This is a genomic window from Pelorhabdus rhamnosifermentans (assembly GCF_018835585.1).
GTDB classification, from domain to species: domain Bacteria; phylum Bacillota; class Negativicutes; order UMGS1260; family UMGS1260; genus Pelorhabdus; species Pelorhabdus rhamnosifermentans.
Genome location: NZ_JAHGVE010000001.1, coordinates 473,679 through 498,101, shown reverse-complemented (window position 1 = coordinate 498,101; position 24,423 = coordinate 473,679). Strand labels below are relative to the sequence as shown.

The 24,423-nt window shown below is 39.7% G+C and carries 16 protein-coding genes; all 16 read right to left on the bottom strand.

Annotated features, from left to right (window positions below; translation table 11 throughout):
- Positions 1-104 precede the first annotated feature (104 nt).
- The 16 genes from Ga0466249_RS02340 to Ga0466249_RS26415 all read right to left on the bottom strand — a co-directional run bounded on the left by Ga0466249_RS02340 (position 105) and on the right by Ga0466249_RS26415 (position 24,410).
- Complete coding sequence (locus Ga0466249_RS02340) at positions 105-1,304, bottom strand: FprA family A-type flavoprotein (protein WP_215827812.1); 1,200 nt, start codon at positions 1,302-1,304, stop codon at positions 105-107.
- 56 nt (positions 1,305-1,360) lie between these two features.
- Positions 1,361-3,265 (bottom strand): acyl-CoA dehydrogenase family protein, encoded by a 1,905-nt coding sequence (locus tag Ga0466249_RS28035; protein ID WP_215827811.1) that lies wholly within the window; start codon positions 3,263-3,265, stop codon positions 1,361-1,363.
- Between the two features lie 605 nt (positions 3,266-3,870).
- A complete protein-coding gene (locus tag Ga0466249_RS02330; RefSeq protein WP_215827810.1) occupies positions 3,871-5,832 on the bottom strand; it encodes a methyl-accepting chemotaxis protein in 1,962 nt (653 codons plus the stop codon).
- 64 nt (positions 5,833-5,896) lie between these two features.
- Positions 5,897-7,246 (bottom strand): MFS transporter, encoded by a 1,350-nt coding sequence (locus Ga0466249_RS02325; RefSeq protein WP_215827809.1) that lies wholly within the window; start codon positions 7,244-7,246, stop codon positions 5,897-5,899.
- Positions 7,247-7,441: 195 nt separating this feature from the next.
- A complete protein-coding gene (locus tag Ga0466249_RS02320; protein ID WP_215827808.1) occupies positions 7,442-8,602 on the bottom strand; it encodes an iron-containing alcohol dehydrogenase in 1,161 nt (386 codons plus the stop codon).
- Between the two features lie 50 nt (positions 8,603-8,652).
- Positions 8,653-9,636, bottom strand: a complete 984-nt coding sequence (locus tag Ga0466249_RS02315) for a hydroxyacid dehydrogenase (protein ID WP_215827807.1) — start codon at positions 9,634-9,636, stop codon at positions 8,653-8,655.
- A 135-nt stretch (positions 9,637-9,771) separates the two neighbouring features.
- Positions 9,772-10,647, bottom strand: a complete 876-nt coding sequence (gene dapA, locus Ga0466249_RS02310; protein WP_215827806.1) for a 4-hydroxy-tetrahydrodipicolinate synthase — start codon at positions 10,645-10,647, stop codon at positions 9,772-9,774.
- A 63-nt stretch (positions 10,648-10,710) separates the two neighbouring features.
- The gene (gene pdxA, locus Ga0466249_RS02305; RefSeq protein WP_215827805.1) at positions 10,711-11,709 is read right to left on the bottom strand and encodes a 4-hydroxythreonine-4-phosphate dehydrogenase PdxA; all 999 of its coding nucleotides are present in this window, start codon (positions 11,707-11,709) and stop codon (positions 10,711-10,713) included.
- 25 nt (positions 11,710-11,734) lie between these two features.
- A complete protein-coding gene (locus Ga0466249_RS02300; protein ID WP_215827804.1) occupies positions 11,735-13,048 on the bottom strand; it encodes a four-carbon acid sugar kinase family protein in 1,314 nt (437 codons plus the stop codon).
- Positions 13,049-13,206: 158 nt separating this feature from the next.
- The gene (locus tag Ga0466249_RS02295) at positions 13,207-15,105 is read right to left on the bottom strand and encodes a sigma 54-interacting transcriptional regulator (protein WP_215827803.1); all 1,899 of its coding nucleotides are present in this window, start codon (positions 15,103-15,105) and stop codon (positions 13,207-13,209) included.
- 356 nt (positions 15,106-15,461) lie between these two features.
- Positions 15,462-18,965 carry a pyruvate:ferredoxin (flavodoxin) oxidoreductase gene (nifJ, locus tag Ga0466249_RS02290; RefSeq protein ID WP_215828001.1) on the bottom strand — a complete coding sequence of 1,168 codons (3,504 nt, stop codon included), beginning with the start codon at positions 18,963-18,965 and terminating at the stop codon, positions 15,462-15,464.
- A gap of 58 nt (positions 18,966-19,023) precedes the next feature.
- Positions 19,024-20,424 carry an amino acid permease gene (locus tag Ga0466249_RS02285; RefSeq protein WP_215827802.1) on the bottom strand — a complete coding sequence of 467 codons (1,401 nt, stop codon included), beginning with the start codon at positions 20,422-20,424 and terminating at the stop codon, positions 19,024-19,026.
- A 22-nt stretch (positions 20,425-20,446) separates the two neighbouring features.
- Entirely contained in the window at positions 20,447-21,655 is a 1,209-nt protein-coding gene (gene ilvA, locus Ga0466249_RS02280; protein ID WP_215827801.1) for a threonine ammonia-lyase, read from the bottom strand.
- A gap of 11 nt (positions 21,656-21,666) precedes the next feature.
- Entirely contained in the window at positions 21,667-22,056 is a 390-nt protein-coding gene (locus Ga0466249_RS02275) for a RidA family protein (protein ID WP_215827800.1), read from the bottom strand.
- Positions 22,057-22,407: 351 nt separating this feature from the next.
- Positions 22,408-23,076 carry a helix-turn-helix transcriptional regulator gene (locus Ga0466249_RS02270; RefSeq protein WP_215827799.1) on the bottom strand — a complete coding sequence of 223 codons (669 nt, stop codon included), beginning with the start codon at positions 23,074-23,076 and terminating at the stop codon, positions 22,408-22,410.
- 203 nt (positions 23,077-23,279) lie between these two features.
- Positions 23,280-24,410, bottom strand: a complete 1,131-nt coding sequence (locus Ga0466249_RS26415) for a phosphatase PAP2 family protein (protein ID WP_246588334.1) — start codon at positions 24,408-24,410, stop codon at positions 23,280-23,282.
- Between the last annotated feature and the right edge of the window lie 13 nt (positions 24,411-24,423).

Below are 24,423 nucleotides of genomic sequence, written 5' to 3'. Positions count from 1 at the left end.
TTAATGCGATGAGTTTTAGGCGGGGGCTACTTTCTTATAAATAACAAAAAGGACCGGCTCACGAATTCTGTCCATGCGTCGGTCCAAAATTATTTTTTCTAAAATTACTTCATTGACTCGATAATGCTCTCAGCAATAGCGTCCATTGAATCCCCATCCTCTTCTTTCATACTGGAGTTCAATGTCATCTCACTGTCTAAGATAGTCATTTCTTTCATCTCATTCAAAAGCTCACGCATTAATTTGCCGGATTGTGGAGCCCATGAGCCATTTTCTATAAGAGCGAAAGTACGTTTTTGAAGATTTAAGGCCTTCATATCCATTATATAATTCAGCATTGGCGGATAAATCTTCAAGTTGTAGGTTACGGAAGCAAGAACCACATGACTATATTTGAATGTCTCAGAAATCAAATAGGAGACATGAGTTTTTGAAACGTCATATATAACCACATTTGTCATTCCCTTTTCCACTAACCTTGTTGCCAAATCGTTGGCAGCGGCCTCTGTATTTCCGTACATTGTTGCATAAACGATCATTACACCCTTTTCCTCAGGCTCATAACGACTCCACTTATCATACTTATCTAACAAGTACCCGAAATCGTTACGCCATATCGGTCCATGTAGTGGGCAGATCATTTTGATATCAATCGTGCCGGCCTTCTTTAAAAGAGCCTGAACATGAGGACCATACTTTCCAACAATATTTGTATAATACCTTCTGGCCTCGTCAATCCAATCCCGGTCAAAGTTCACTTCATCATTAAATAGCTTACCATCCAAAGCGCCGAAAGAACCGAAGGCATCAGCGGAAAATAGTACGCCGTTGGTAGTATCATATGTCACCATAGCTTCTGGCCAATGTATCATTGGAGCAGACACAAATACAACATGATGTTTTCCAAAGGACATTGTATCTCCTTCTTTAACCTCTACTACTTTGCCATCGATATGAAAACCGAACTGATACATAAACATTGAAGCTTTTTCGGTACATACAACTTTTACATTTGGATAACGAAGAATAATCTCTTCAATACATGCTGCATGATCCGGCTCCATATGGTTGATTACCATGTAATCTAAAGTCCTATCACCTAGAACTACTTTAATATTCTCAAGGAACTGACGGCAAATTGACCAGTCTACCGTATCAAAAAGTACTGTCTTCTCATCTAAAAGTAGATAAGAGTTGTAGGAAACACCTCGTTGAATGGGATGAATGTTTTCAAACAAAGCAAGACGACGGTCGTTGCCCCCAACCCAATAAAGATCCTCAGTTATATTTCGAACACAATACATATATTTAATCCTCCTTTAAATTAGAAACACCTTATTATGTTTACTTTTTATAGGAATCAGACTTCTATAAACATATCTTTTTCTTCACCACAAGTAGGACAGGTCCACTCTTCAGGAAGATTTTCAAAGGAAGTCCCCGGAATTACTTCACCCTCGGGATCACCCACGCTAGGATCATATTCATAACCGCATCCGTTACATACGTAATATTTCCAACTCACAACATTCTTCGGAACGGTTCTCTTTATCTTTTTCATTGGCGGAGCCTCTTTCTTAGGTTCCCCGTTGTCTAAAGCGGCAGTAAGCAATGGCAATATTTCCATTAAATCGCCAACAATACCGTAGTCTGCATTCTTAAAAATTTTCGCATTCGCATTGATATTTATAGCTACAATTGTAGAAGCATCCTTTATCCCTTTTAAATGTTGACCTGCACCTGAAATACCGCAGGCAATGTAAAGATTTCCTTTGAATTTTTGACCTGACATACCAACATAACGATTGATTGGTACATATCTAAGGGTTTCAGCTACTGGACGAGAAGATCCTATAGCTGCACCGGCTTGAACTGCCAAATCTTCTATAAGCTGCATATTTTCTTTTTCCCCTATGCCTTGACCTACACTGACCACTCTTTCAGCTTTACTTATGGGAGTATCCAAAGGAATTCCAACTGTGAAATCATAGGCATCTGCCTTAAGCGCTTTCACAAGCGCATCAACTCTTTCTTCAGGAGTTCCACTATTGAAAATCACTTTCTTACGATAACCTGTGGCAGGTCCATGTTGAGAAACTTTACCTACGTGCTCGTTTTTCGGCATCTTACCGATGATACTAGCAGCAATAACAATACGTTGAATCTCATTAGTCCCTTCATATATTGTACAAATCTTAGCATCTCTGTAAGCACGCTCAACTTCCATACCTTTCAAATAACCGCTTCCGCCAAATATTTGAAGAGCATCGTTGACAATCTCAAGGCAAACATCTGAAGCGTATTGTTTTGCCATAGCAGCTTCCATACTGTAATGCTCATGATTTTCTTTTAGCTCTGCTGCACTATAAATAAGTAATCTAGCTGCTCTAAGTTTTGTCGCCATATCGGCCAACTTAAAAGCGATGACCTGTTGCTGACAGATAGGTTTACCAAATTGAATTCTCTCTTTTGAATACTCCAGTGCATGCTCATAAGCACCTTGCGCGATACCAAGAGCCTGGGCCGCAATACCAATACGACCACCATCCAAAGTTGCCATAGCAATCTTGAAACCATCGCCCTCGTTACCTAATAAATTTTCCTTAGGGACTTTCACATCGTTAAAAATAAGCTCTGCAGTGGCAGAAGAACGAATACCCATCTTGTCGTAATGTTGTCCGAAACTAAAGCCTTCCCAGCCCTTCTCCACAATAAATGCACTGATGCCATGAGTACCTATATCTGGTGTAGTAACGGCAAAAACAATGTTGATATCAGCCTCACCGCCATTGGTGATAAAAATTTTTCCACCATTCAAAATGTAATAATCGCCTTCTAAGACAGCAGTAGTCTCAGTACCACTAGCGTCACTTCCGGCATTTTCCTCAGTTAGCCCGAATGCGCCGAGTTTTTCTCCCTTTGCCAACGGAACCAAGTATTTTTGTTTCTGCGCCTTTGTCCCATAAGCAGCAATTGGATAGGTGCCTAAAGATGTATGTGCGGAAAGTATTACGCCTGTACCACCATCCACTCTTGATAATTCCTCAACGGCGATTGCATAGCTGATGATATCCAAGCCTGATCCACCGTACTCTTTTGGATATGGAAGCCCCATCACACCCATATCTGCTAGCTTTTTAATTGCCTCAGAAGGAAATTTATTTTCCTGATCCAACATAAATGCAATAGGTTTAACTTCCTCTTCAGCAAACTTTCTGATTTTTGCCCTCAAATTTTCATGTTGTTCCATAGTCTTAAAAAACATAAACACACCTCCTTATAATTTATACGATTTCATGAGTCGTCCTGTAAAATCTGTAGAACCACACCATTAAGCTGCAATGGCGAATATCTCTTAATTGTTAATTGTATACTATACCGGTATAGTATGGTATTATTTTATCATATTTTTTATTGCGTCGTCAATATATCTATTATAACTATCTAAAAATATTTTCAACTATATCATAATCATTAGCGACAAACAATTTAATACTTAAATAGACATAACCGTTGAAAAAGCCCTTCAACAATGTAGTAGCTTTTTCAACGGTTATGCTATAAGATATCTTAATTATGCGGTTTCACTTGAAGAAAGCAGACGATAAAGTACTAACGGGCTGATTGAATCAATTAATGATAAACAGCAGAAGAACCGGCTATTTGTCCATAATCAGACAAATAGCCGGTTCTTATTTTACAATACTTTTTTATAAATTTCCCGCATGTCTGCTTTGATTTGACAATCCCAACTTTATTCTTCTTCCGGTACCAAAGCAATGGCACTAGGGGAGCGCTATAGCATCTGTACCTACTGTAGTCGGAAATTACTCGCCCTATGAAAACAATCTTTTCGTCAGATCTACTATTTTAAATCTGAAACTTACTAACTGCGTCTTGTAAAAACTGCGCCATTTGAGCTAGTTTTTGACTCGAAGCTGCTATTTCTTCCATAGAAGCAGCCTGTTCTTCTGTTGCTGCCGAAACATTCTGTACCTCACCTGTTGCGCTCTTCGTTAATTGATCGATCTGCTGTACTGAAACCACAACTTGCTGACTGTCACTTGCCAAACACTGAATACCTGTTGATATATCCCCAACCTGAGCTGCTAAGTTTGTTATCATCTCAATAATTTTTTGAAAGTTCTCACCTGCGTCATTTACAACTCCGGTACCAACATTAACCTCCCTCGTACCTTTTTGCATAGCTACTACAGCTTTGTCTGTTTCTCCCTGAATTTCCCCAATCAAACGGGCAATTTGTTTTGCCGCTTCCTGAGATTGTTCCGCTAACTTGCGAACCTCTTCAGCAACAACTGCAAAACCGCGCCCCTGTTCACCCGCCCTAGCCGCCTCAATAGCAGCATTAAGAGCCAAAAGATTAGTTTGACCTGCAATACCAGAAATAGTATCAACAATTTGTCCTATTTCTTTCGAACGTTCACCCAATTGTTCAACAACTATAGCCGAAGCATTTATCGTATGTTCAATATCCACCATTTGCTTAACAGCCCCTTGTACCGACCGGCCACCTTCCTTGGCTGTTTCAACGGCTTTAATAGACTGATTCGATACCACACTAGCATTTTCTGCAGCCTGCTGGATATTTTTTGACATTTGTTCTATTATAGTGGTTACCTGACTAACTACATGATATTGTTTATCAGTTCCTTGTGCCACTTCAGTTATTGATGAAGCGACTTGATTAGCAGCCAAGGTGGACTGTTCAGCGCTGGAAGTTAGTTCTTCTGATGCTGCTGCCAACTGCTGAGCATTTCCCTGCACCTGACCAACTAGTTTTCTCAAATTAGTCATCATTGTATCAAACGCCGTAGCTAACAAGCCAATTTCATCTTTAGAAGATATCTCGATTTTCTGATTAAGATCACCCTGCGCAACCCGAATCGCTAGCTTTTGCATCTTTAAGATCGGTTCCGAAAAACTTTTGGCAATAAAAAAGGCTAATATTCCCACTAATACCAATATCCCTAGAGTTACCAGTCCTATCATATACAATAAAGAATGAGTTTTTGCTGTTATAACAGTATCAGGTACCTCCAAGCATATTAGCCAACCAGTTCTATCATCATAAACATAAGTAACTAACTTTTTTCCTACCTCTTTATCCTCCAAAATAACAAATCCGCTCTTTTTTTCGGATAAGCCCTGTTTTACAAAACTTACTTCATTCATATCGACACGATCTTTGACCAAATTTTGATCCGGATGAGCCAATATTTTACCTTCACTATCAATTACATAAGCAACAGTACCGTTATTAGACAAATTTGTAACAAATTCACTGATTTTTGCAAGGGTAATCGACCCTTGCATAATTCCAATTACCCCACCTGATTCTGCATCACGAACAGGCGTTACAAGGTTAATAACAAAACGATTCGAGTTTTTACTAAATACAACTCCTGATATTACTTCATCTTGTCCTTTGAGTGCCGACTGATAAAAAGGGCGCTCCCAAATATTAGCGACTGGAATATCATCACCACGTACAACCTGATTTCCTTTTACATCATCAAGAGCAAATGAGTTTTCAGGATTGACCTTCTGGAGCTGAACAAGAAATGTTTTTATCTTTGGTAAATCAAAAGCCTTTACCGTAGGATCGGCAGCGATTGATTTAAGTGCAATAAAAGGTCTATCAAGATATCCATCAATTTGTAATTTAGCTTCATTAGCGAGTTCCCTGCATTGATTAATTGTTTCTTGTTCCAATACTTTGCCTAAATACTGCACTGACATAACCGACAACAATATGAGTGGGATAAAACTTATCAATATCATAATCAGCAATAATTTCTTTTTAACACTCATTTTGCTTGTTCCTTCTATCAAATCGATAGTAAGTCTACCTACTGATATTGTATTTTTCCAAAAATTAATTTGAGGTAGATATTTCATCTACTTCAATATTTTTAACTTCGCCCAAATAGAAGGCATAATTTAATGCTCCAATGAGTGTAGCACAGCCTGTTACCATCATAGCCATTTGAAAGGATCCCGTAGTTGCTACAATCCAACCTGTAACAATAGGACCAAGTATACCACCAATGTTAGAAACACAATTTTGCAATGCCCCAACCGTAGATGTCATATTGCACGGAGCTACATCACCAGGCAAAGTCCATAGTGCAGGACCCGCACAGGCAATACCACAATAAGATAATGTTAATAATGCAACTGCACCGATATCAGTTTGAATAAAATTAACAAAAACTATCGACGATGCTAATAACATACCGAAAACCAGATTATTTTTTCTTACTCTGGTTTTGGAATATCCTTTGCTATATAAATAATCGGCAAAATAGGCACTTAGGAAACCCACGCATAATCCAATAAGTGGTGGAATCATCGCCACAAAACCCATTTTCATCAAACTCATACCACGAGCCTTTACCAAATAGGTAGGAAACCATGTAATATAAAAATAAATGGCATAATTTGACATGAAAAAACCGATACACATTGCTCTGATATTGCGATAACGTAATAATTCATACCATTTAAGCGGTTGTTCAGTATTACCAACACCATCTTTATTGGTTTGACCATTCCTGATATAGTCTATTTCAGCCTGATTTGCATACTTACTTTTCTCAGGATCAGTATAATACTTAAACCATAATAAGCACCAAAGAAAACCAAGTAATCCAGAAATTATAAAAGGAACTTTCCAGCCAAAGTTAAGCATCATCCAAACAATAATTGGCATCGCAAATGCTGTACCACACTTGTTGCCACTATCAAAGATAACAGTAGCTCTAGCGCGCTCTTTATCTGGGAACCACTTCGAAACAATGCCAGCATTGGCTGGGTACGCCCCGGCTTCACCAATGCCAAGTAAAATACGAGCGGCAATAAACGATACAAAACCTTGGCATAACGCAATTGACATAGTTGCTGCTGACCACCAACCAACAGCTCCACCTAAAACCAGACGCTGACCAAATTTATCAGCAAGCCATCCTGATGGAATTTGAAACAATGTATAGCTAAAGAAAAACGCGGACATAATAAATCCCATTTCTGTAGCTGTAAAATTAAACTCTTTCATAATCATCGGTGCTGCTGCTGAAAGATTTGTCCGGTCAAAATAATTTATAGCTATTGCCCCCCACATCAGAAGTGCAACTTTCCACCTAAAACCAGTTTTTACTTCATCCATAATAGAATTTTGTTTTTCCAAACCCGTATTATTATCTTTCTCTACATTTGTTGTACTCATTATTTTCCCCTCCCTATACTCATAGTTGTGTTCAACATTCAGAAGTGAATGTATTTCCTATGCAGGTACTAAAACAAAATAGATTTATTATTGCGAATTTTTTAAAAAATACAAAAGGAAAAGGTTTATATTGATTAAACACGAACCCTTCCCTTTATTTCATTGAAAATAAAACCAAGAAATTATTAACTATCCTTATAATAATTTTTTATAAATCGCCCGCATGTCCTCTTTAGTTACTACTTTTGGATTATTATCCAAGAGACGTGTTACTTTTGCAGCAGCTTCAATCATATCATCCAGTGCTGCTTCATTAATACCTTTGGCTTGCAAGTCACATGTTACATGAAGATCTTCAATCATCGAATACAAATTATCAATCATTTTTTCAGCGGCTTCTTTCGTTGTACAACCTGCAACATCCAGTCCCATGGCAACAGCAATATCTTTAAACTTTTCTTCACAGACATCTAAATTGAACTTCATTACATCAGGGAGCAGAATGGCGTTGGACAAGCCATGTGGAATATGATATTTTCCGCCCAATGGATAAGATAAGGCATGCACAGCCGTGGTGCTGGATGTTGCAATAGAAATGCCGCCAAACATCGCCCCCAAAAGCATGTCTTCCCGCGCCCCTAAATTGTGCCCGTCATTATAAGCTGTACGGATACTGCGGGAAATCAAAGTAACAGCCTTTAAAGCAAATGTATCGCTGAGCGGATTGGCCTTTTTAGAGATATAGCATTCTATAGCGTGGCATAAAGCATCCATACCTGTATTGGCTGTGATAGCTTTTGGCAAATTAACTGTCAAAGCTGGATCCAAAATGACGCAGTCAGATACCATTTTCGGGCTGACAATTCCCACTTTCAATTCTTCTTCCGGCACCAAAACAATGGCATTTGGAGTTGCTTCCGCCCCAGTACCTGCCGTAGTCGGAATCATGAGTGTGGGTACGCCGCGACGTTTAATCTGTGCTTTTCCCTTGACTAGGTCACGTAAGTTTACATTATTAGTAAGCAGTAAAGAAACAATCTTGGCGGTATCCATGGAACTGCCGCCGCCAATGCCGATAATCATTTGGCATTCAAATTCTTTGGCAGCTGCAAAGATGGCATTTACTTGGTCTACTGTTGGTTCAGGCGGTGTATCATTGATTACATGAACATTTATACCTGCTTCTTGAAGCACGGCTTTTGGTTTTTCCACTAAACCAGAATTCCAAACACCCTGGTCAGTAATAATAACCACATTTTCAGCTCCATAATCTGCTACGATATCCTTTATTTGTTCAATACTTCCTTCACCAGCTACTATTTCCCCAATATTTAACAATGAATAGTTATTACTCATAATAAAATCTCCCATCATTTTTAATCATCCATTTATACCGATGCCCCCTCTCATCTCTGATTTTTCCATCTAGGATGTTCATAGGCTTTAGGATTACAAACATTTTTCCATTGCTGACCATTCATTACCGCGATAACACCTTCCGCTGCCATCGTTGCTACGCCTGAAGCAGCTTCTTTCGTTTGCCCCGCCATATGTGGAGATACGATAATATTGTCATACTTAAACAAGGGTTCATCAGCATTCACTGGCTCATTCGTAAATACATCCGTAGCTGCAGAATGTATTTGATTATTTTCCAATGCATTTGCTAAAGCAATTTCATCAATAATACCACCACGTGAACAATTGATTAAAATAGCACTGGATTTCATCAATTTTAACTCAACAGCACCGATAAGATGTTGAGTTTTAGGTGTTAAAGGTACATGTACAGAAACTACATCAGCTATTTTTAAAACAAAATTAAGCTCTGTTTCATATTGATACCCTTGTCCAATAATCACTTCCGGTTTAACAAATGGATCATAAACAACGACTTTCATTCCGACACCAGCTGCCATCTTTGCAAAAATACTACCAATATGCCCATAACCAATCAAGCCCAATGTTTTACCATATATTTCAAATGCTTTATAGCTGCTTCTCACATTAAAATTTCCTTTTCGAAGTTCCTTATCACTATGCACCATATCTTTTGCTGCAGCAAACATAAAAGCAAAAGCATGTTCCGCTACCGAACGAGTATTAGCACCTGGAGCAATCACCACAGGAATACCCAATTCAGTCGCTGCTTCTACATCCACATCATCCACTCCAACACCAGGGCGTCCGATCACTTTTAAATTTTTTGCAGCAAGCATTGTTTCTTTATCGATCGAACCAATACGAATAATAAGACCTTCCGCATCAAGCAATTCTGGTAACATGGCTTTTGGATCACCATTATTTGTTATTGCAACTTTTACATTAGCTTTTTCTAAAACAGCCATTCCATCATCATGTAACTTATGCGATATAACAACTTTTTTCATTCCAAGCACTCCTTATTAGAGAATCTCGAAAACCAAGAGTTATTCACATAGAGTCAATGATATTTTCTATCGCTGATAACACATTAACTCTATGTTTTTACTCTTATATTAAAACTAACAGGCAATATTTAAATCTCATTTATATAATTTAAAAACTTCGCATAATGCTGTATCAATTTCAGGGTTATTGCAGTTTGAAGGTTCACGAGCCGGCCCCACTGGGTAACCAAGTAAATTCACTGCACGCTTGACAACCGAGTTTGGGTTACCTAGTTGCATCACGTTACGGAATGGTCTGATTTTCTTTTGTGCTTCATTGGCTTCTTCAATTTTTCCTTCTGACCATAATTTATAAATACTTACCATTAATTCAGGAAATACATTCGAACAACCAGCTATAGCCCCCGTACCGCCTGCCATCAATGTCCATAAAATCAAAGAATCATTGCCAGCTAATACACTTAACCTTGAATCGGTATTTTCAATATATTTTAAGGTATTGTCAAAATTACCGCTGCTATCTTTGATCCCGATAATATTTGGATAGTTTGCCAACTTCTTTACTGTAGTGTAAGCAATATTATTACCTGTTCTGCCCGGAATGTTATACAGCAGGATCGGTAAATCCACAGCTTCAGCTACACTGCTATAATGACGATAGATATCATCTTGTGAAATACTGGCAAAGTACGGCGATATAATCGATAATACATCAACACCTAAATTCTTAGCGATTTTCGATAATTCAATGGTTTCTTTTGTTGTGATACAACCGGTGCCCGCATATACAGGAACACGGCCTTTGACTTCATCGACAGCAACTTTAATGATTTCGATTTTCTCTGCTTGCGAAAATGCGTAAAATTCGCCATTTGTCCCGAGTGCAAAAATTCCACTAACCCCCGCGTTAATGAGCCGATTAATCTGATTGCGCATTTCTTGTTCATTAAATTTTTCCTCTTTTGTTAATGGAGTAAGGATTGGCGTAATAATACCTTGTGGTTTAAACATCATAATCATCCTTTCAGTCTAGTTAAAATATTACAAAATTTCAATTTATAAAAACGCGCAATATTACTGCGCAATTTTTACCTTTGCCATCTGGGCACCAAGTAACAAGGATTCTATCATACTTTGACTGTCTGCAATCCCTTGCCCGGCAATATTAAATGCCGTACCATGATCCACTGAAGTTCTAATGAACGGTAATCCAACGGTTACATTGACTCCCGTTTCAAAACCTAACACTTTGATGGGAATATGACCCTGATCATGATACATAACCACGACAATATCGAATTCTTTTTTGTTTGCTGCTTGATGAAATACTGTATCAGGCGGGACAGGTCCACTAACATTCATTCCTAGGGCTTTTGCGGCATCAATAGCCGGTACAATTTCCAGCTCTTCTTCAGCGCCAAACAAACCGTGTTCACCTGAATGCGGATTCAGTCCGGCAACTGCAATACGGGGATTTGGGATTCCCATCATTTTTACAGCTTCATCCGCTAATTTAATGACGCGAAACACACGGTCTTTTTTAATCATGTCACAAGCTTTTCTTAAGGGTACATGTGTTGTCACATGAATCACTTTTAGTGGGCCACTCACAAGCATCATGGAATAATCTTTTTGCCCAGACAATGTCCCCAGTATTTCCGTATGCCCCGGATAATGATGTCCACCAAGATTTAATGCCTCTTTATTTAGCGGGGCCGTAACAATGGCCTGAATTTCATTTTTAAGTGCACAGCCAACAGCCTTTTCAATATATTCGTAAGCAGCTTTACCAGCTCTGGCATCTACCGCTGCAAAAGGCAAATCAACGGGTAAATTATCTAAGTCAACAATATCTATTCTCCCAAAATCATTTCCAGCTAAATTCGGCGCTGAAACAGCTTGGCATTTTAAGTCGGCGCCTACAATTTTGATCGCCCGTTCCATAATTTTTTTATCACCAAAAACCACAGGTCTTGCAAGTTTATATAATTCTTTGTCTACCAAGGCTTTCACAATAATCTCCGGGCCAATTCCCGCGGCATCGCCCATGGTAATTCCTAATATCGGTTTCATCTCTATTCCTCCTTATACTAAGCAGTTATCTTAAAAGGTTAACTTGTTTTGGTACATCCGTTTTTCGCATAGCCTGTATGGATAAAACAAATGAATCTTCATTACCAAAAGCACCCGCCTTTGTTATCACTGGCAAACCATTGCAACGACCACCGATCAATTGGCAGAGGGGAATCCCAACAGTCACTTCTTCTAACACTTCTATGGCTTCAGCCTCTAAGGATCGGCAAACATGAATGGCTGTATCACCACCAGTAAGCACCATACCAGCCAAAGACTCGTCTGATAAAGCAGCGACAATATTACCTAAGGCAACTGCTGTTTGCTCACTGACTTCAGTACTGCTCAGTCCATGCTTTTTTCCTGCCCTGACTGCATCAGCAACATCACGATCATTGACCGCGCTAGCAATTAAAATATCCTTTTCCTGCTTAAGGAGCACCTTTGCTTGCTTGATGCACCGTGCTATTTCTAGCTTTTTCTTCCGAATAAGGTTGGTTACGTCCATTTTAATCAATTTAACATTGGGTAAATTCAGTGCTCTACTAATCTGGCTTTGAGTCACTTTACTCACACTACCGGCAACCACCAGGACGGCCCCTGGCCTCGAATTGATTCCGTTTTTAGTTTTAGTTGACCATTGATAAAAATCAGGTAACTGCTCTGCCATTCCTGCCGACCCTACCCACAGAACTTTATCATAGTCCTTCGTAGCCTGAACAATCACTCTTAAATGCTCATCCAATACTGCATCAAAAACAATCCACGTTTCACCCCGTGCTAAACAACGCTTAATAGCTTGTTGTACTGCGTCTACTCCGGCCATCACCGTAGTGAGCGAAATCACCCCCATTTTAGCAGCCGTTTGTTTACGCAATAGCTCTACTATACGCGATTCATTAACAGGAGTCTTTGGCGCATGAGCAATTTCAGTTAATTGAATTGGCAGATTATCTAGCAAATGATAGCCGCCCACCGTGACTCGCTTATTACTAGGAAAGGCAGGTGCTACCACAACCACTTCGGGTTGAAAGATTCCTGCTGCCGCATCAATTTCAGCGCCAAGATTTCCTCTAAGCGTCGAATCAACCTTTTTGTAGATATTTTTCACACCACTATTTTGCAAGACTTTACAAACGTTTTTCACTTTATCGTAAGCTTCTGTTTGTGAACTATTTCGACTATCCGTATCTATCACAATAACATCCGCAGTTTCTTGCAATAGTTTCTGTTGATCGAAATCAATTCTCACACGACTTCTTATATTATGTTTCGCAAATTGTACGGCTGTATCATTTGCACCTGTTAAATCATCTGCAATAACTGCTAGTTTGAACATTTCTACCACCTTCCCGCTACTTCACCGCAAATATATTATTGCAATTTTCATGCCAACAGGTATTTTCTTAGAAATGTCGTGTTTTTTTCTTCTTACAAAAAAAATACGTTGCATAATGCAACGTATTTAGTGCAATATGCAACGAAGCGAATTTATGTTTATGTTTGCTTAGCATTTAATTTCCGCCATAATGTGGTGCGATGAATACCAAGTCTGGCAGCAGCGCGACTGTAATTATATTCTTCTTCAAGCAATACACGCAACAATGTCTCATGTTCCACCTTAGCTAAACTATCTTGGGCTTTACTTTTTTCTCTAAGTCTTTCTCCTAATGATTCACCTTCTGCATCATAGGCTTCAATAATATTGCGCTTGGTAATCATCGGACCATTACTTAAAAGCATAGCTCGTTCCATCGTATTTGCCAATTGCCGAATATTACCCGGCCAGTTACACTGCTTTAAATGTTCCCGTGCTTCCAAATTGAGCCCCGTAATTTTCGTATTAATATGCTTCATTTTTTTCATCATTTCCTTGGCAAGCAGTGGAATATCTTCTACCCTTTCATGTAAGGACGGGATATGAATACGCAAAATATTAAGCCGATAATAAAGATCTTGACGAAATTTTTTCTCTTCGATTAAATTGTTTAAATTGCGGTTGGTTGCAGCAATAATACGCACATCAATCGGAATAACACTATCACCGCCTAAATGCATGATGGCTTTTTCCTGCAATACACGCAATATTCTCGGCTGCAAAGCTAAAGGCATTTCACCAATTTCATCTAAAAAAAGCGTACCCCCATGGGCCAGTTCAAACAACCCTTGACGACCTCCTTTTTTAGCTCCAGTAAAGGCACCTCCTTCATAACCAAACAATTCACTTTCAAGCAAATTTTCCGGCAAAGCTGCACAATTTACGGCAACAAAAGGACCACTCGCTCGCCTACTCACATTGTGAATACTTTGTGCCAACATTTCTTTTCCTGTACCTGATTCTCCCGTAATTAAAATCGTAGATTGCGTTAATGCATACTTTGTCGCCTTGCGTTTAAATGCCAAACAAGCGGAGGACAAGCCGACAATATCGTCCATTTTTATATGAGCCACCAGGCCTTTGGCATGCAGCTTTTTACGAACGTTTTGCTCTAATTGTTGCAACTGTGAAACATTCTGGAAATCGTAAATAATACCAATATTTTCATTTTTCACTTTAATACGACTCTGTTTAATCATCAGTGTCTTATCACCAATGCGCCGTACATCAGCCACTTTTTCGGCGGAATCCTCCTCTTCTGACCAAGAAAATTGTGGAATGACGGTTTTCAGCTGATTACCGATCGCTTCTAAGTGGGATACTTGAAAAATTTTTTCCGCCATAGGATTAAAAATAGTAATGTTATCATCCATATCTGTAGCAACAATGCCTTCGGCGGATGCATCAATGACGGTACGCAACAATTCCGATTTTTCTTGTTCTTCACGCCGAATCCGTGCAATCAATTTCGCCTCATTGATCGCTTTATAAATCGCATCTTTACCCGATTGAATCAAAGCACCCTTTACACCCGCACGTACTGCTAGTTTCGTTGATATTGCATCTCCAACGATAAGTTCCACGCCATTTTGCGCTGCCAAAGCAATTTTTTCCTGTGCCTCCGCTTCATTTTGTAAAACGATTTCTACGAAAGTAATGCCAAGCAATGTCGCCAGATCTTCACAACCATAAATCACATTTTCAAAACCTGCAATGCCAATTTTTTCAGGATAGTCACCACTTTGCTTTAAGGCGCGTAAAACATCCATCACCGTAACCTGGATATGCACAATGGGGATATTCACATTCTGTTCAATTAATGTGGCTGTCCCACCACGACTCACGATCACTTCAGCCCCATCTTCCACAGCTTGCTTAACAATAGCCATACATTCTTGCAAATCGCCTTTGACTACATGAATAAAATGTGCCGAATCCGAAAATCGCTCGACTACAACTTCTTGTGCCAATTTGGCTAACCCCGCGAATGGTGCTACAAATAAAATCTTGGCATTCACAATTAATCACCTCTAAATCTAGTAGATGTAACATCCATCAGTTTATCTTTTCAGCAAAAATGCGAGCAGAATTTACTATTATCCCTATACTAACGTGAACTTGCTGTCAAGTCAAAAGAAAACCACGAATAAGTTCATCAACATACTATACTCCTATCGACATAAGTCCGCTTACTGTAACTTCCGTTGATGCCTTCCGTTCCCCGATGCTTGAGGTACAAGCCATACATTTCTCGACAATATATGATAATCTTTGTTCAAAAAAAGAACAGATTGACTACTAACGAAAGTAGTTACCTGTTCTTTTTATAAAGCGATATAACTGTTAATAACTAAACATCTGATCTACAACATTACTAATCCGCCAAGAGCTTGTACTTTTCCAGCCTTTCCTTGGCATCCTGTTCGGTTTTTTCAAATAAAGCCTCAGCCATAGTGGGAAATTGCTTCTTTAGTGACGAGTAACGCACTTCACCCATCAGAAATTCCTTAAATTCCATCGTAGGTTCTTTCGAATCCATAGTAAAAGGATTTTTTCCAGCCTCTTTGCTTTGAGGATTATACCGATAAAGTCCCCAATATCCACTATCCACAGCTCGTTTGGCCTCCAGTTGGCTGCAACCCATACCCGTTTTAAGACCATGATTGATACAAGGAGCATAAGCAATGATCAAGGAAGGTCCCGGATAAGCTTCTGCCTCCGCAATGGCTTTGAGCGTTTGATTCTTGTCAGCCCCCATGGCAATTTGTGCTACGTAGATATAGCCATAGCTCATGGCTATCATTCCCAGATCTTTTTTCTTGGTACGTTTTCCACTTGCTGCAAATTTAGCAATGGCCGCTGTTGGTGTAGCCTTCGAAGACTGCCCGCCCGTATTGGAGTATACTTCCGTATCAAATACCAACACATTCACGTTTTCACCTGAAGCCAATACATGGTCTAATCCGCCAAATCCAATGTCGTAAGCCCAGCCGTCGCCACCGAATATCCATTGAGATCTTTTTACCAGAAAGTCGCTGTTTTTATCGATTTCATTTAAAAGCGGATCCTGGCCTTTCACTTCTTCTAATGCCTCAATGAGTTTGTCCGCCCGCTCTCTTGTACCTTGGCCTATATCTTTATGAGCTAACCACTCTTCACAAGCTTCTTTTAATTTTTCTCCGCAGTTTCGTTGCGTAGCTTGTTCAATATCCATGGCCAATTTATTTCTGACTTGTTTTACTCCTAAGAACATTCCTAAGCCAAACTCCGCGTTGTCTTCAAATAAAGAATTTCCCCAAGCTGGACCATGACCTTGATAATTTTTTGCATACGGGACAGACGGTGCACTGCCTGCCCAGACGGAAGAACAACCTGTCGCATTGGCTACCATCATTCGATCACCAAACAATTGCGTCACTAGTTTGGCATAGGGAGTTTCGCCGCAACCGGCACAAGCACCTGAGAATTCTAGCAGGGGCTGCTCAAATTGACTGCCTTTCACTGTTTCTTTGTTCATGGGGTTCGCTTTGTGAGATAAGTTCACCGCATAATCCCAAAGCTCTGCTTGATGAATTTGCGTAGCAAGGGGTTTCATAACTAAGGCTTTTTCCTTCGCCGGACAAACTTGGGCACAATTTCCACACCCTGTACAATCAAGTGGAGAAACGGCTATTCTGAAGTTTACATCTTTAGCACCCACAGCGGTTTTAGCAGTAAATCCTGCTGGTGCATTTTTCAGCTCTTCTTCATTGACTAGCACGGGCCGGATGGTAGCATGGGGACAAACATAGGCACATTGGTTGCACTGAATGCATTTGTCACTTTGCCATTCGGGCACGTTGATGGCGATGCCGCGTTTTTCATAAGCTGCTGTACCTAAGGGGAAGGTTCCATCTTCTACGCAAGTGAAGGCGCTTACAGGCAGCTTATCTCCTTCTTGACGGTTCACTGGATTGAGAATATTTTTAATGAATTCCGGAACTTTCTTAGCCGGTTCTTCTTGCTGTTGGGCATTTTTCCATGAATCAGGAATAAGGATTTTCACGCTGGAATTTACGCCTGTGTCAATGGCGGCGTTGTTCATGGCAACAACTTTTTCACCTTTTTTGCCGTATGATTTGACGACGGCTTCTTTTAGATAGTTAGTGGCTTCTTCCACGGGAATAATCTGGGCAATTTTAAAGAAAGCGGATTGCATGATCATATTGATCCTGCCGCCAAGACCTATTTTCTGAGCAATACCTACGGCGTCTATTGTGTAAAAGTTGATATGATTTTCGAAGATGTAACGTTTCATAGTTGCAGGCAAGTTATCCTCTAGTTCCTGCTCACTCCATGTACAATTGAGCAGAAAACTACCGCCCGGCTTTAAGCCTTCTAATACATTGTATTTATCTACATAAGACTGGTTGTGACAGGCGATAAAATCGGCCTTATTGATAAGATAGGGCGATCGAATGGGCTGTTTACCAAACCGCAGGTGGGAGATCGTCACGCCGCCAGATTTTTTGGAATCATAGGCAAAATAGGCCTGAGCATACATGTCTGTGTGATCACCGATAATTTTGATGGCGCTCTTATTGGCTCCAACTGTTCCATCTGAACCAAGACCCCAGAATTTGCAGGCTTTCGTTTCGGCTGGAGTGGTATCAATATCTTGGCCAAAGGGCAGCGAGGTATTATTTACATCATCGATGATTCCTACGGTAAAATGATCTTTGGGCTGCTCTTGTTTGAGGTTCTCATAAACGGCTTGAATATGTCCGGGAACAATATCTTTCCCACCGACACCGCAGCGGCCGCCCACAATGACGGGATGCCACTCGCTAGAATAGAAGGCTGTTTTTACATCCAAATACAAGGGCTCTGCTAAGGATCCCATTTCTTTGGTTCTATCTAAAACAGCAATCTTTTTTACTGTTTTAGGAATATATTTAAAGAAGTGCTCAATGGAAAAAGGTCTGTACAGATGAACATTGAGTAGTCCGACTTTTTCCCCTTGAGCATTTAAGTGATCAACCGTTTCTTCAATGGCCTCACACATGGAACCCATGGCAATGATCATTCTATCGGCATCTTTCGCCCCGTAATAATTGAAGAGATGATATTCCCGGCCGGTAAGCTTGGTAATTTCACTCATATAGCCTTCTACGATGTCGGGAAGAGCTTGGTAATACCGATTGGTTACTTCTCTTTGCTGGAAGTGAATATCGGAATTTTGGACGGTTCCCCGTAATACGGGATGATCCGGGTTTAAACCCCTCCTGCGGAATTCGTCCAAGGCATCTTGGTCGACTAATTCCGCTAATTCATCATATTCAAGTGTCTCAATTTTTTGTATCTCATGGGAAGTCCTGAAGCCATCAAAAAAGTTGAGGAACGGAACTCTTCCCTTGATTGCGGACAAATGAGCCACAGCGGATAAATCCATGACTTGCTGAACACTGCTTTCGGCCAGAAGGGCAAATCCTGTTTGCCTTGTGGCCATAACATCTGAATGATCGCCAAAAATACTAATGGCATTGGCACCCACGACTCTGGCACTAACATGGAATACGCCAGGCAAAAGTTCTCCGGCAATTTTATACATATTGGGAATCATTAATAGCAGTCCTTGTGAGGCTGTATAGGTCGTTGTCAAGGCTCCGGCCTGCAGTGAACCATGTACCGCACCGGCTGCACCGCCTTCTGACTGCATTTCTACAACCTGCACGGTTTGCCCAAAGATATTTTTTCTGCCTTGAGCTGCCCATTCATCCGTGCTTTCTGCCATATTGGACGACGGCGTAATCGGGAAAATAGCGGCTACATCTGTAAAAGCATAAGCGATATGAGCTGCTGCTGTGTTTCCGTCCATCGTCTTCATTTTTCTTTTCATCATCAATAGTCCCCTTAATAAGAATTTTAAGTTCCCTCATAATTTAGAACAGAAACGATTATTCCGGGTCAACGGTACTTAGTTTCTCATCCAATTGTTCTGGCAACTGTTTCTTGCCGATACCGAGAGCATAATAAAATACTGTAATGATCGCACAAAATACCGCGCCAACAATCAAGGATACTTGAGTATCTTCATTGAACCACATTCCCACCAGGACGAAGCATAAAAAGATAATTGTTATATAGTTACTAATTGGAAATAGCGATGATTTGAATGGATGCGTGTCCATTTCACTTCCCCATTTTTTTCTAAATTTAATTTGACTAATGCACAATACAAACCATGGAATCATTCCCGGAAGAATGCTAGCACTGTAAATATAAACGAACAATTTTGAATTTGGATAGATATAATTAAGGAACACACCCACTAGCAGGCAAGCAATTGTAATGTGAATCGCAGTGCTGGGAACACCTTGCTCTGAAACCTTACCTAAGAATTTAGGAGCCTGACCATTTTCAGCCAGCGTGTAAAGCATACGACCTGCACTGTAAATGCCACTATTACAACCAGACATTGCTGCAGTAAGGACTACAAAATTGATAATACCAGCAGCTGAAGCAATACCGACTTTTGCGAAGGTCAACACAAAAGGACTACCAAGCAGACCGACTTGATTCCAAGGATAGATCGTGACAATCACAAATATAGCACCGACGTAAAAGATCAAAATACGCCAGATAATATTTTTTATAGCTTTACGTAAGGTATTTTTTGGATCTTGGGCCTCACCGGCAGTAATGCCAACAAGTTCTACGCCTTGATAAGAAGCAGTTACCAGACAAAGTGCAAACAAGAAACCTTTCCAACCACCCGCAAAAAAGCCACCATTATTAAACAAGTTTCCAAGACCGATCGGTTGACCCCCATTACCAAATCCAAAGAAAATAATTCCGAACCCAATAACAAGCATGACCACAATGGTAGCTACCTTAATCAGGGCGAACCAAAATTCGAATTCCCCATAATACTTGACAGAAGCTAAATTAGCCGCCGCCACGATTGCCACTCCGAATAATGCCGGTATCCACGCCTGAAGCGTAGGGAACCAATAATGCATGTAAATGCCAATAGCTGTAACCTCTGACATTCCTACTGTAACCCATAAAAACCAATAACACCAAGCCGTTAGATAGCCCGCCCAAGGACCAATATACTTATTGGCATAAGTTGCAAAAGAACCGGTAACTGGTTCGAGGAAAAGCATTTCTCCCATAATGCGCATAACAAAGAACATCACGATACCTGCTAACGCATAGGCCAGAAGCACTGAAGGACCCGCCCACTTAATCGTGCTTGCCGAACCCATAAAGAGTCCGACCCCGATAGTTCCACCTAAAGCAATCAGTTCAATGTGGCGGGCTTTCAACCCACGGTTTAGTTCTTTTTCTTTCATTATCTTTATTCCCTCCTGCTTATCATACAATATTTACGCAATACTGATGCTCTTCCATAAGGTTTTTAATGGCATCGATTTGAGTTTGATCGGCAGTCTCCAATTCCAATTCCACAGTCACATATCCTAATTCAACACCGCGCGTTTCCCGTTTGTGAGTAACTGTCAGTACATTGGCTCCTGTCTCAGCCGTCAACTGCAACAATTTCCACAACGAACCTGGTTTATCAGGAATCACCATATTAAAGAACACTTTACGACCCGATTTCGCCAAACCTTTATTAATAATACGAGCCATCATATTCACATCAATATTACCGCCACTAATAACTGCTGCTATTTTACGATTTTTATAGGCTTGCAGCTTATTTAACACCGCTGCAACAGAAGCAGCACCCGCTCCCTCTGAAATTGTTTTGACACGCTCCATTAAAAGTAAAATTGCACTCGCAATTTCTTCTTCATCTACTGTTACAATGTCATCAACATAGCGCTGGATAATATCAAACGTTAACTCACCAGGAGTTTTCACGGCAATTCCATCGGCAATCGTGGGACTCCCATTACAAGTAACAATCTTCTTTTGCGCAATCGCTTCAGCCATGGAAGGCATATTCTTCGTCTGAACGCCGATGACTTTTACATCCGGTTTTAAATTTTTAATCGCTACAGCCACGCCAGCAATCAATCCACCGCCACCGATCGGCACAACAACAGCCTCAACGTCAGGCAAATCCTCTAAAATTTCTAAACCAATGGTTCCCTGACCGGCAATCACCATGGGATCATTAAAGGGATGAACAAAAGTCAATTGTTTTTCTGTTTGAATACGCCGTGCCTCCTCATAGGCTTCATCATAAAATCCTCCATGAAGAACAACGGTTGCACCGTAACCTTGCGTTGCTTTGACTTTCGATAAGGGAGCGTTTTTTGGCATCACGATAGTAGTTGGAATGCCAAACAAAGTGCCTGCAAGCGCTGTCCCTTGTGCGTGATTTCCTGCAGACGAAGCAATGATTCCGTGTTTCTTCTCATTTTCAGTTAAATTGGCAACTTTGTTGTAAGCGCCCCTCAATTTAAACGAACCTGTGCGTTGTTGATTTTCCATCTTTAGATAAACCTGATTACCTGTGAGATCACTCAGCGTATTGGTATAGGCTAGCTCGGTTCGGCAAACAACCCCCTTTAGCGTTTCCCGGGCTTTTTTTATGTCTTCCAATGAAATTTCCATCTTTACATCTCCTATTTATTAATGTGACTGCATGCAATCAATTCGATTTCGACCAAAACTCCTTTAGGCAAACTTGCCACAGCAACACAGGAGCGGGCAGGCAATTTATTGGTAAAGTAACGCCCATAAATTTCATTTACAGCAGAGAAATTATCCATATTTGTAATAAAAACCGTTGTTTTTACAACATCATCAAAGCTCATTCCTGCAGCAAGTAAGACCTGTTTGAGATTTTCCATCACCTGCTTTGCTTGCGCTTCAATCCCTCCAGCAACAACTTCGCCTGTTTGAGGATTAATCGGGATCTGACCAGAACTAAAAAGGGACCCTCCAAACATCCTTGCTTGTGAATAAGGACCAATCGCCTGAGGGGCCTGAGTAGTTTCAATTACTTCTTTCATGTTCATTCCTCCTAATGTAGTTTCGTAATATTTTACCGTAGCTTTCAGTTAACTTATTTTAAAGCAGTGGCCTGCCATTAAAATACAGCATACATCAAATATCAAATTATTGCATTTTAACTTATAGTGTTCCCTGATAAAATTAAATATTACGTTAATTGAAAATCGAACTATCTTACGAAAATTACCGATTATGTTACGGAAAATTTATTCTCATAATAATTTTTTATTATTACAATGTTCCAAAAAAAATTTGATGTCTTCTATTTTATAAAACTTTACATTACTGACAACTGCATACAAATTATTGTTTCATCTTGTCATTGCCATAGGTATTTATCTACACAGTAATTATTTAGTAGATAAATACCTATATATAGTGCTTTCAGAAGTTTGCAATGCACCAGCTACCTTCGTTATGGCTCCTTTTATCTTAAAGATACCATTGGTGTTTAGTTTTTGAACAACGAAAATTTTTTCATCAATCGACATTCTTTCAACAGGTATTTCATTTTCGTCTAGAATTTTTTCTATTGCCGAATCTACCACTTTCTCGATAGAAGTGTTTAAAGATTCCATTACTTTTTCTTCTTCATTGACCACTGTATTAACAGTCGAATTATTATTAAATAAAGTACTGATCAATTTATCCGTTAAATTCTTTACAACGAGACTATCGGGTGAAATAAGAATATTAACGCACAGCATACCAATCAATATATTATTTTCATCTTTAATAAAGTAGGTAGAAGATCTTAATTTTTCTCCGTTTACAGTACGACTTAAATAATTAACAACAGCATTTTGGTTTAAATAATTTTTATTTTCCAACAATTCCAGTCCGAAATCAGTTAAAGGACATCCCAATTGTCTGCCACTTATATAGCCATTTCGAATGGCTATGACAGAGTTTTGTACATCGATAACATCATGCAAGAGTACTTCGCAATGCGGGCCGATAATATCAGCAATAAAATTTACTAACGGAATATACGTTTCAAGCTTTTTTTTAGATTCCATACATATCTCCTGTATTTGTTTTCAGAATTAATCTTATATTTTATACATTCTGCAAGTAATGAAAAATTCCTTCTTTTCTGATAATAATTTTTTATCATAAAAAAATTATTGTATGACTGCATTTAAAGCTAAAAGATTAGTTTGACCGGCAGATAACGGAAATGTCATCAACAATTTCGTTAATTTTTTTGTAATATAATCTGTTACCTATTACGTTCCCACCACATAAGCAGAGAAATGTTAAACATCAGCCACATCCCCCCCGCAGTATATCCGGCAACAACGTCACTCGGATAATGAACCCCAAGATAAATACGACTAATCCCCATGACCACAATAAACAAAATGGTTATCGCCGTCAAAACGTAACGCCACTGCCATGATTTTATATTCCTGGCTATTAAAAATGCCAGCATTCCATAAAAATAGATTGAAACCATCGCATGTCCGCTTGGAAAACTATAACCAGAGGCCGCAACGATTCGAAAAGCATCCGGCCTAGCACGTTCAAATAGATTTTTTAATATGTAATTTAAAATGGCTCCGCCCGAAAGACAAATTGCTAATCCTGCAAATTCTAACCAGCGCCTATACATGACTAAAATAGTAAATGCCGCTACAACAATAAATCCATAGATAGAACCATACCCCAAATTAGATATAAAAATCATAATAGAATCCAGTGTTGGATTAGCAAAATACCGCACAAGCCAAATCAGGATATTGTCAAACATTCCCATAGTGTGACGGAATATTGTTTTCCAGGCCAATTCTGAAAACAAGACAAGCATGCTACAGCTAAGCCCCAATGTCAGAATAATATATAACAGCGGCCAGCGGTGTTGCATCCGATAAAATCCGTTTTTTAAGCGCACATAACAAGGAAAGCGTTTAAAAATATTAAACATCAACCAAATAATAAATGGCAAGATGATTAGACTTAGCATTGCTAAAAGAGATAAACTCCCAATAACTAAATTCATCATTGGAAAACGTTGCGGCTTTAGATTAAACAAGTGCCCGCTGGTCTGTGATCCCTGTTGCTGCTCTATATAGCCCCCTAAAACAATGATACTTCCGTCGATTTGAGCTGTAGGAGCAATGAGTAAATTGCCATCGACAATCACAATACCTTCTTTGATATTACCCAGAACAACTGCATTACCCTCAGCTACCATTAGCCGATTAATGACCTGATCTGCCTCAATCTGAATATCCGTATGTGAAAATATATCAGAAGGTGCATAATTACCCCCGCCATAAGCAAGGACAACGCTCTGGAGTAACACCCAACAAATGAACCCGTAGTTTAGTTTTACATTCTGAAGCTTCAAAGCCGAATTCCAT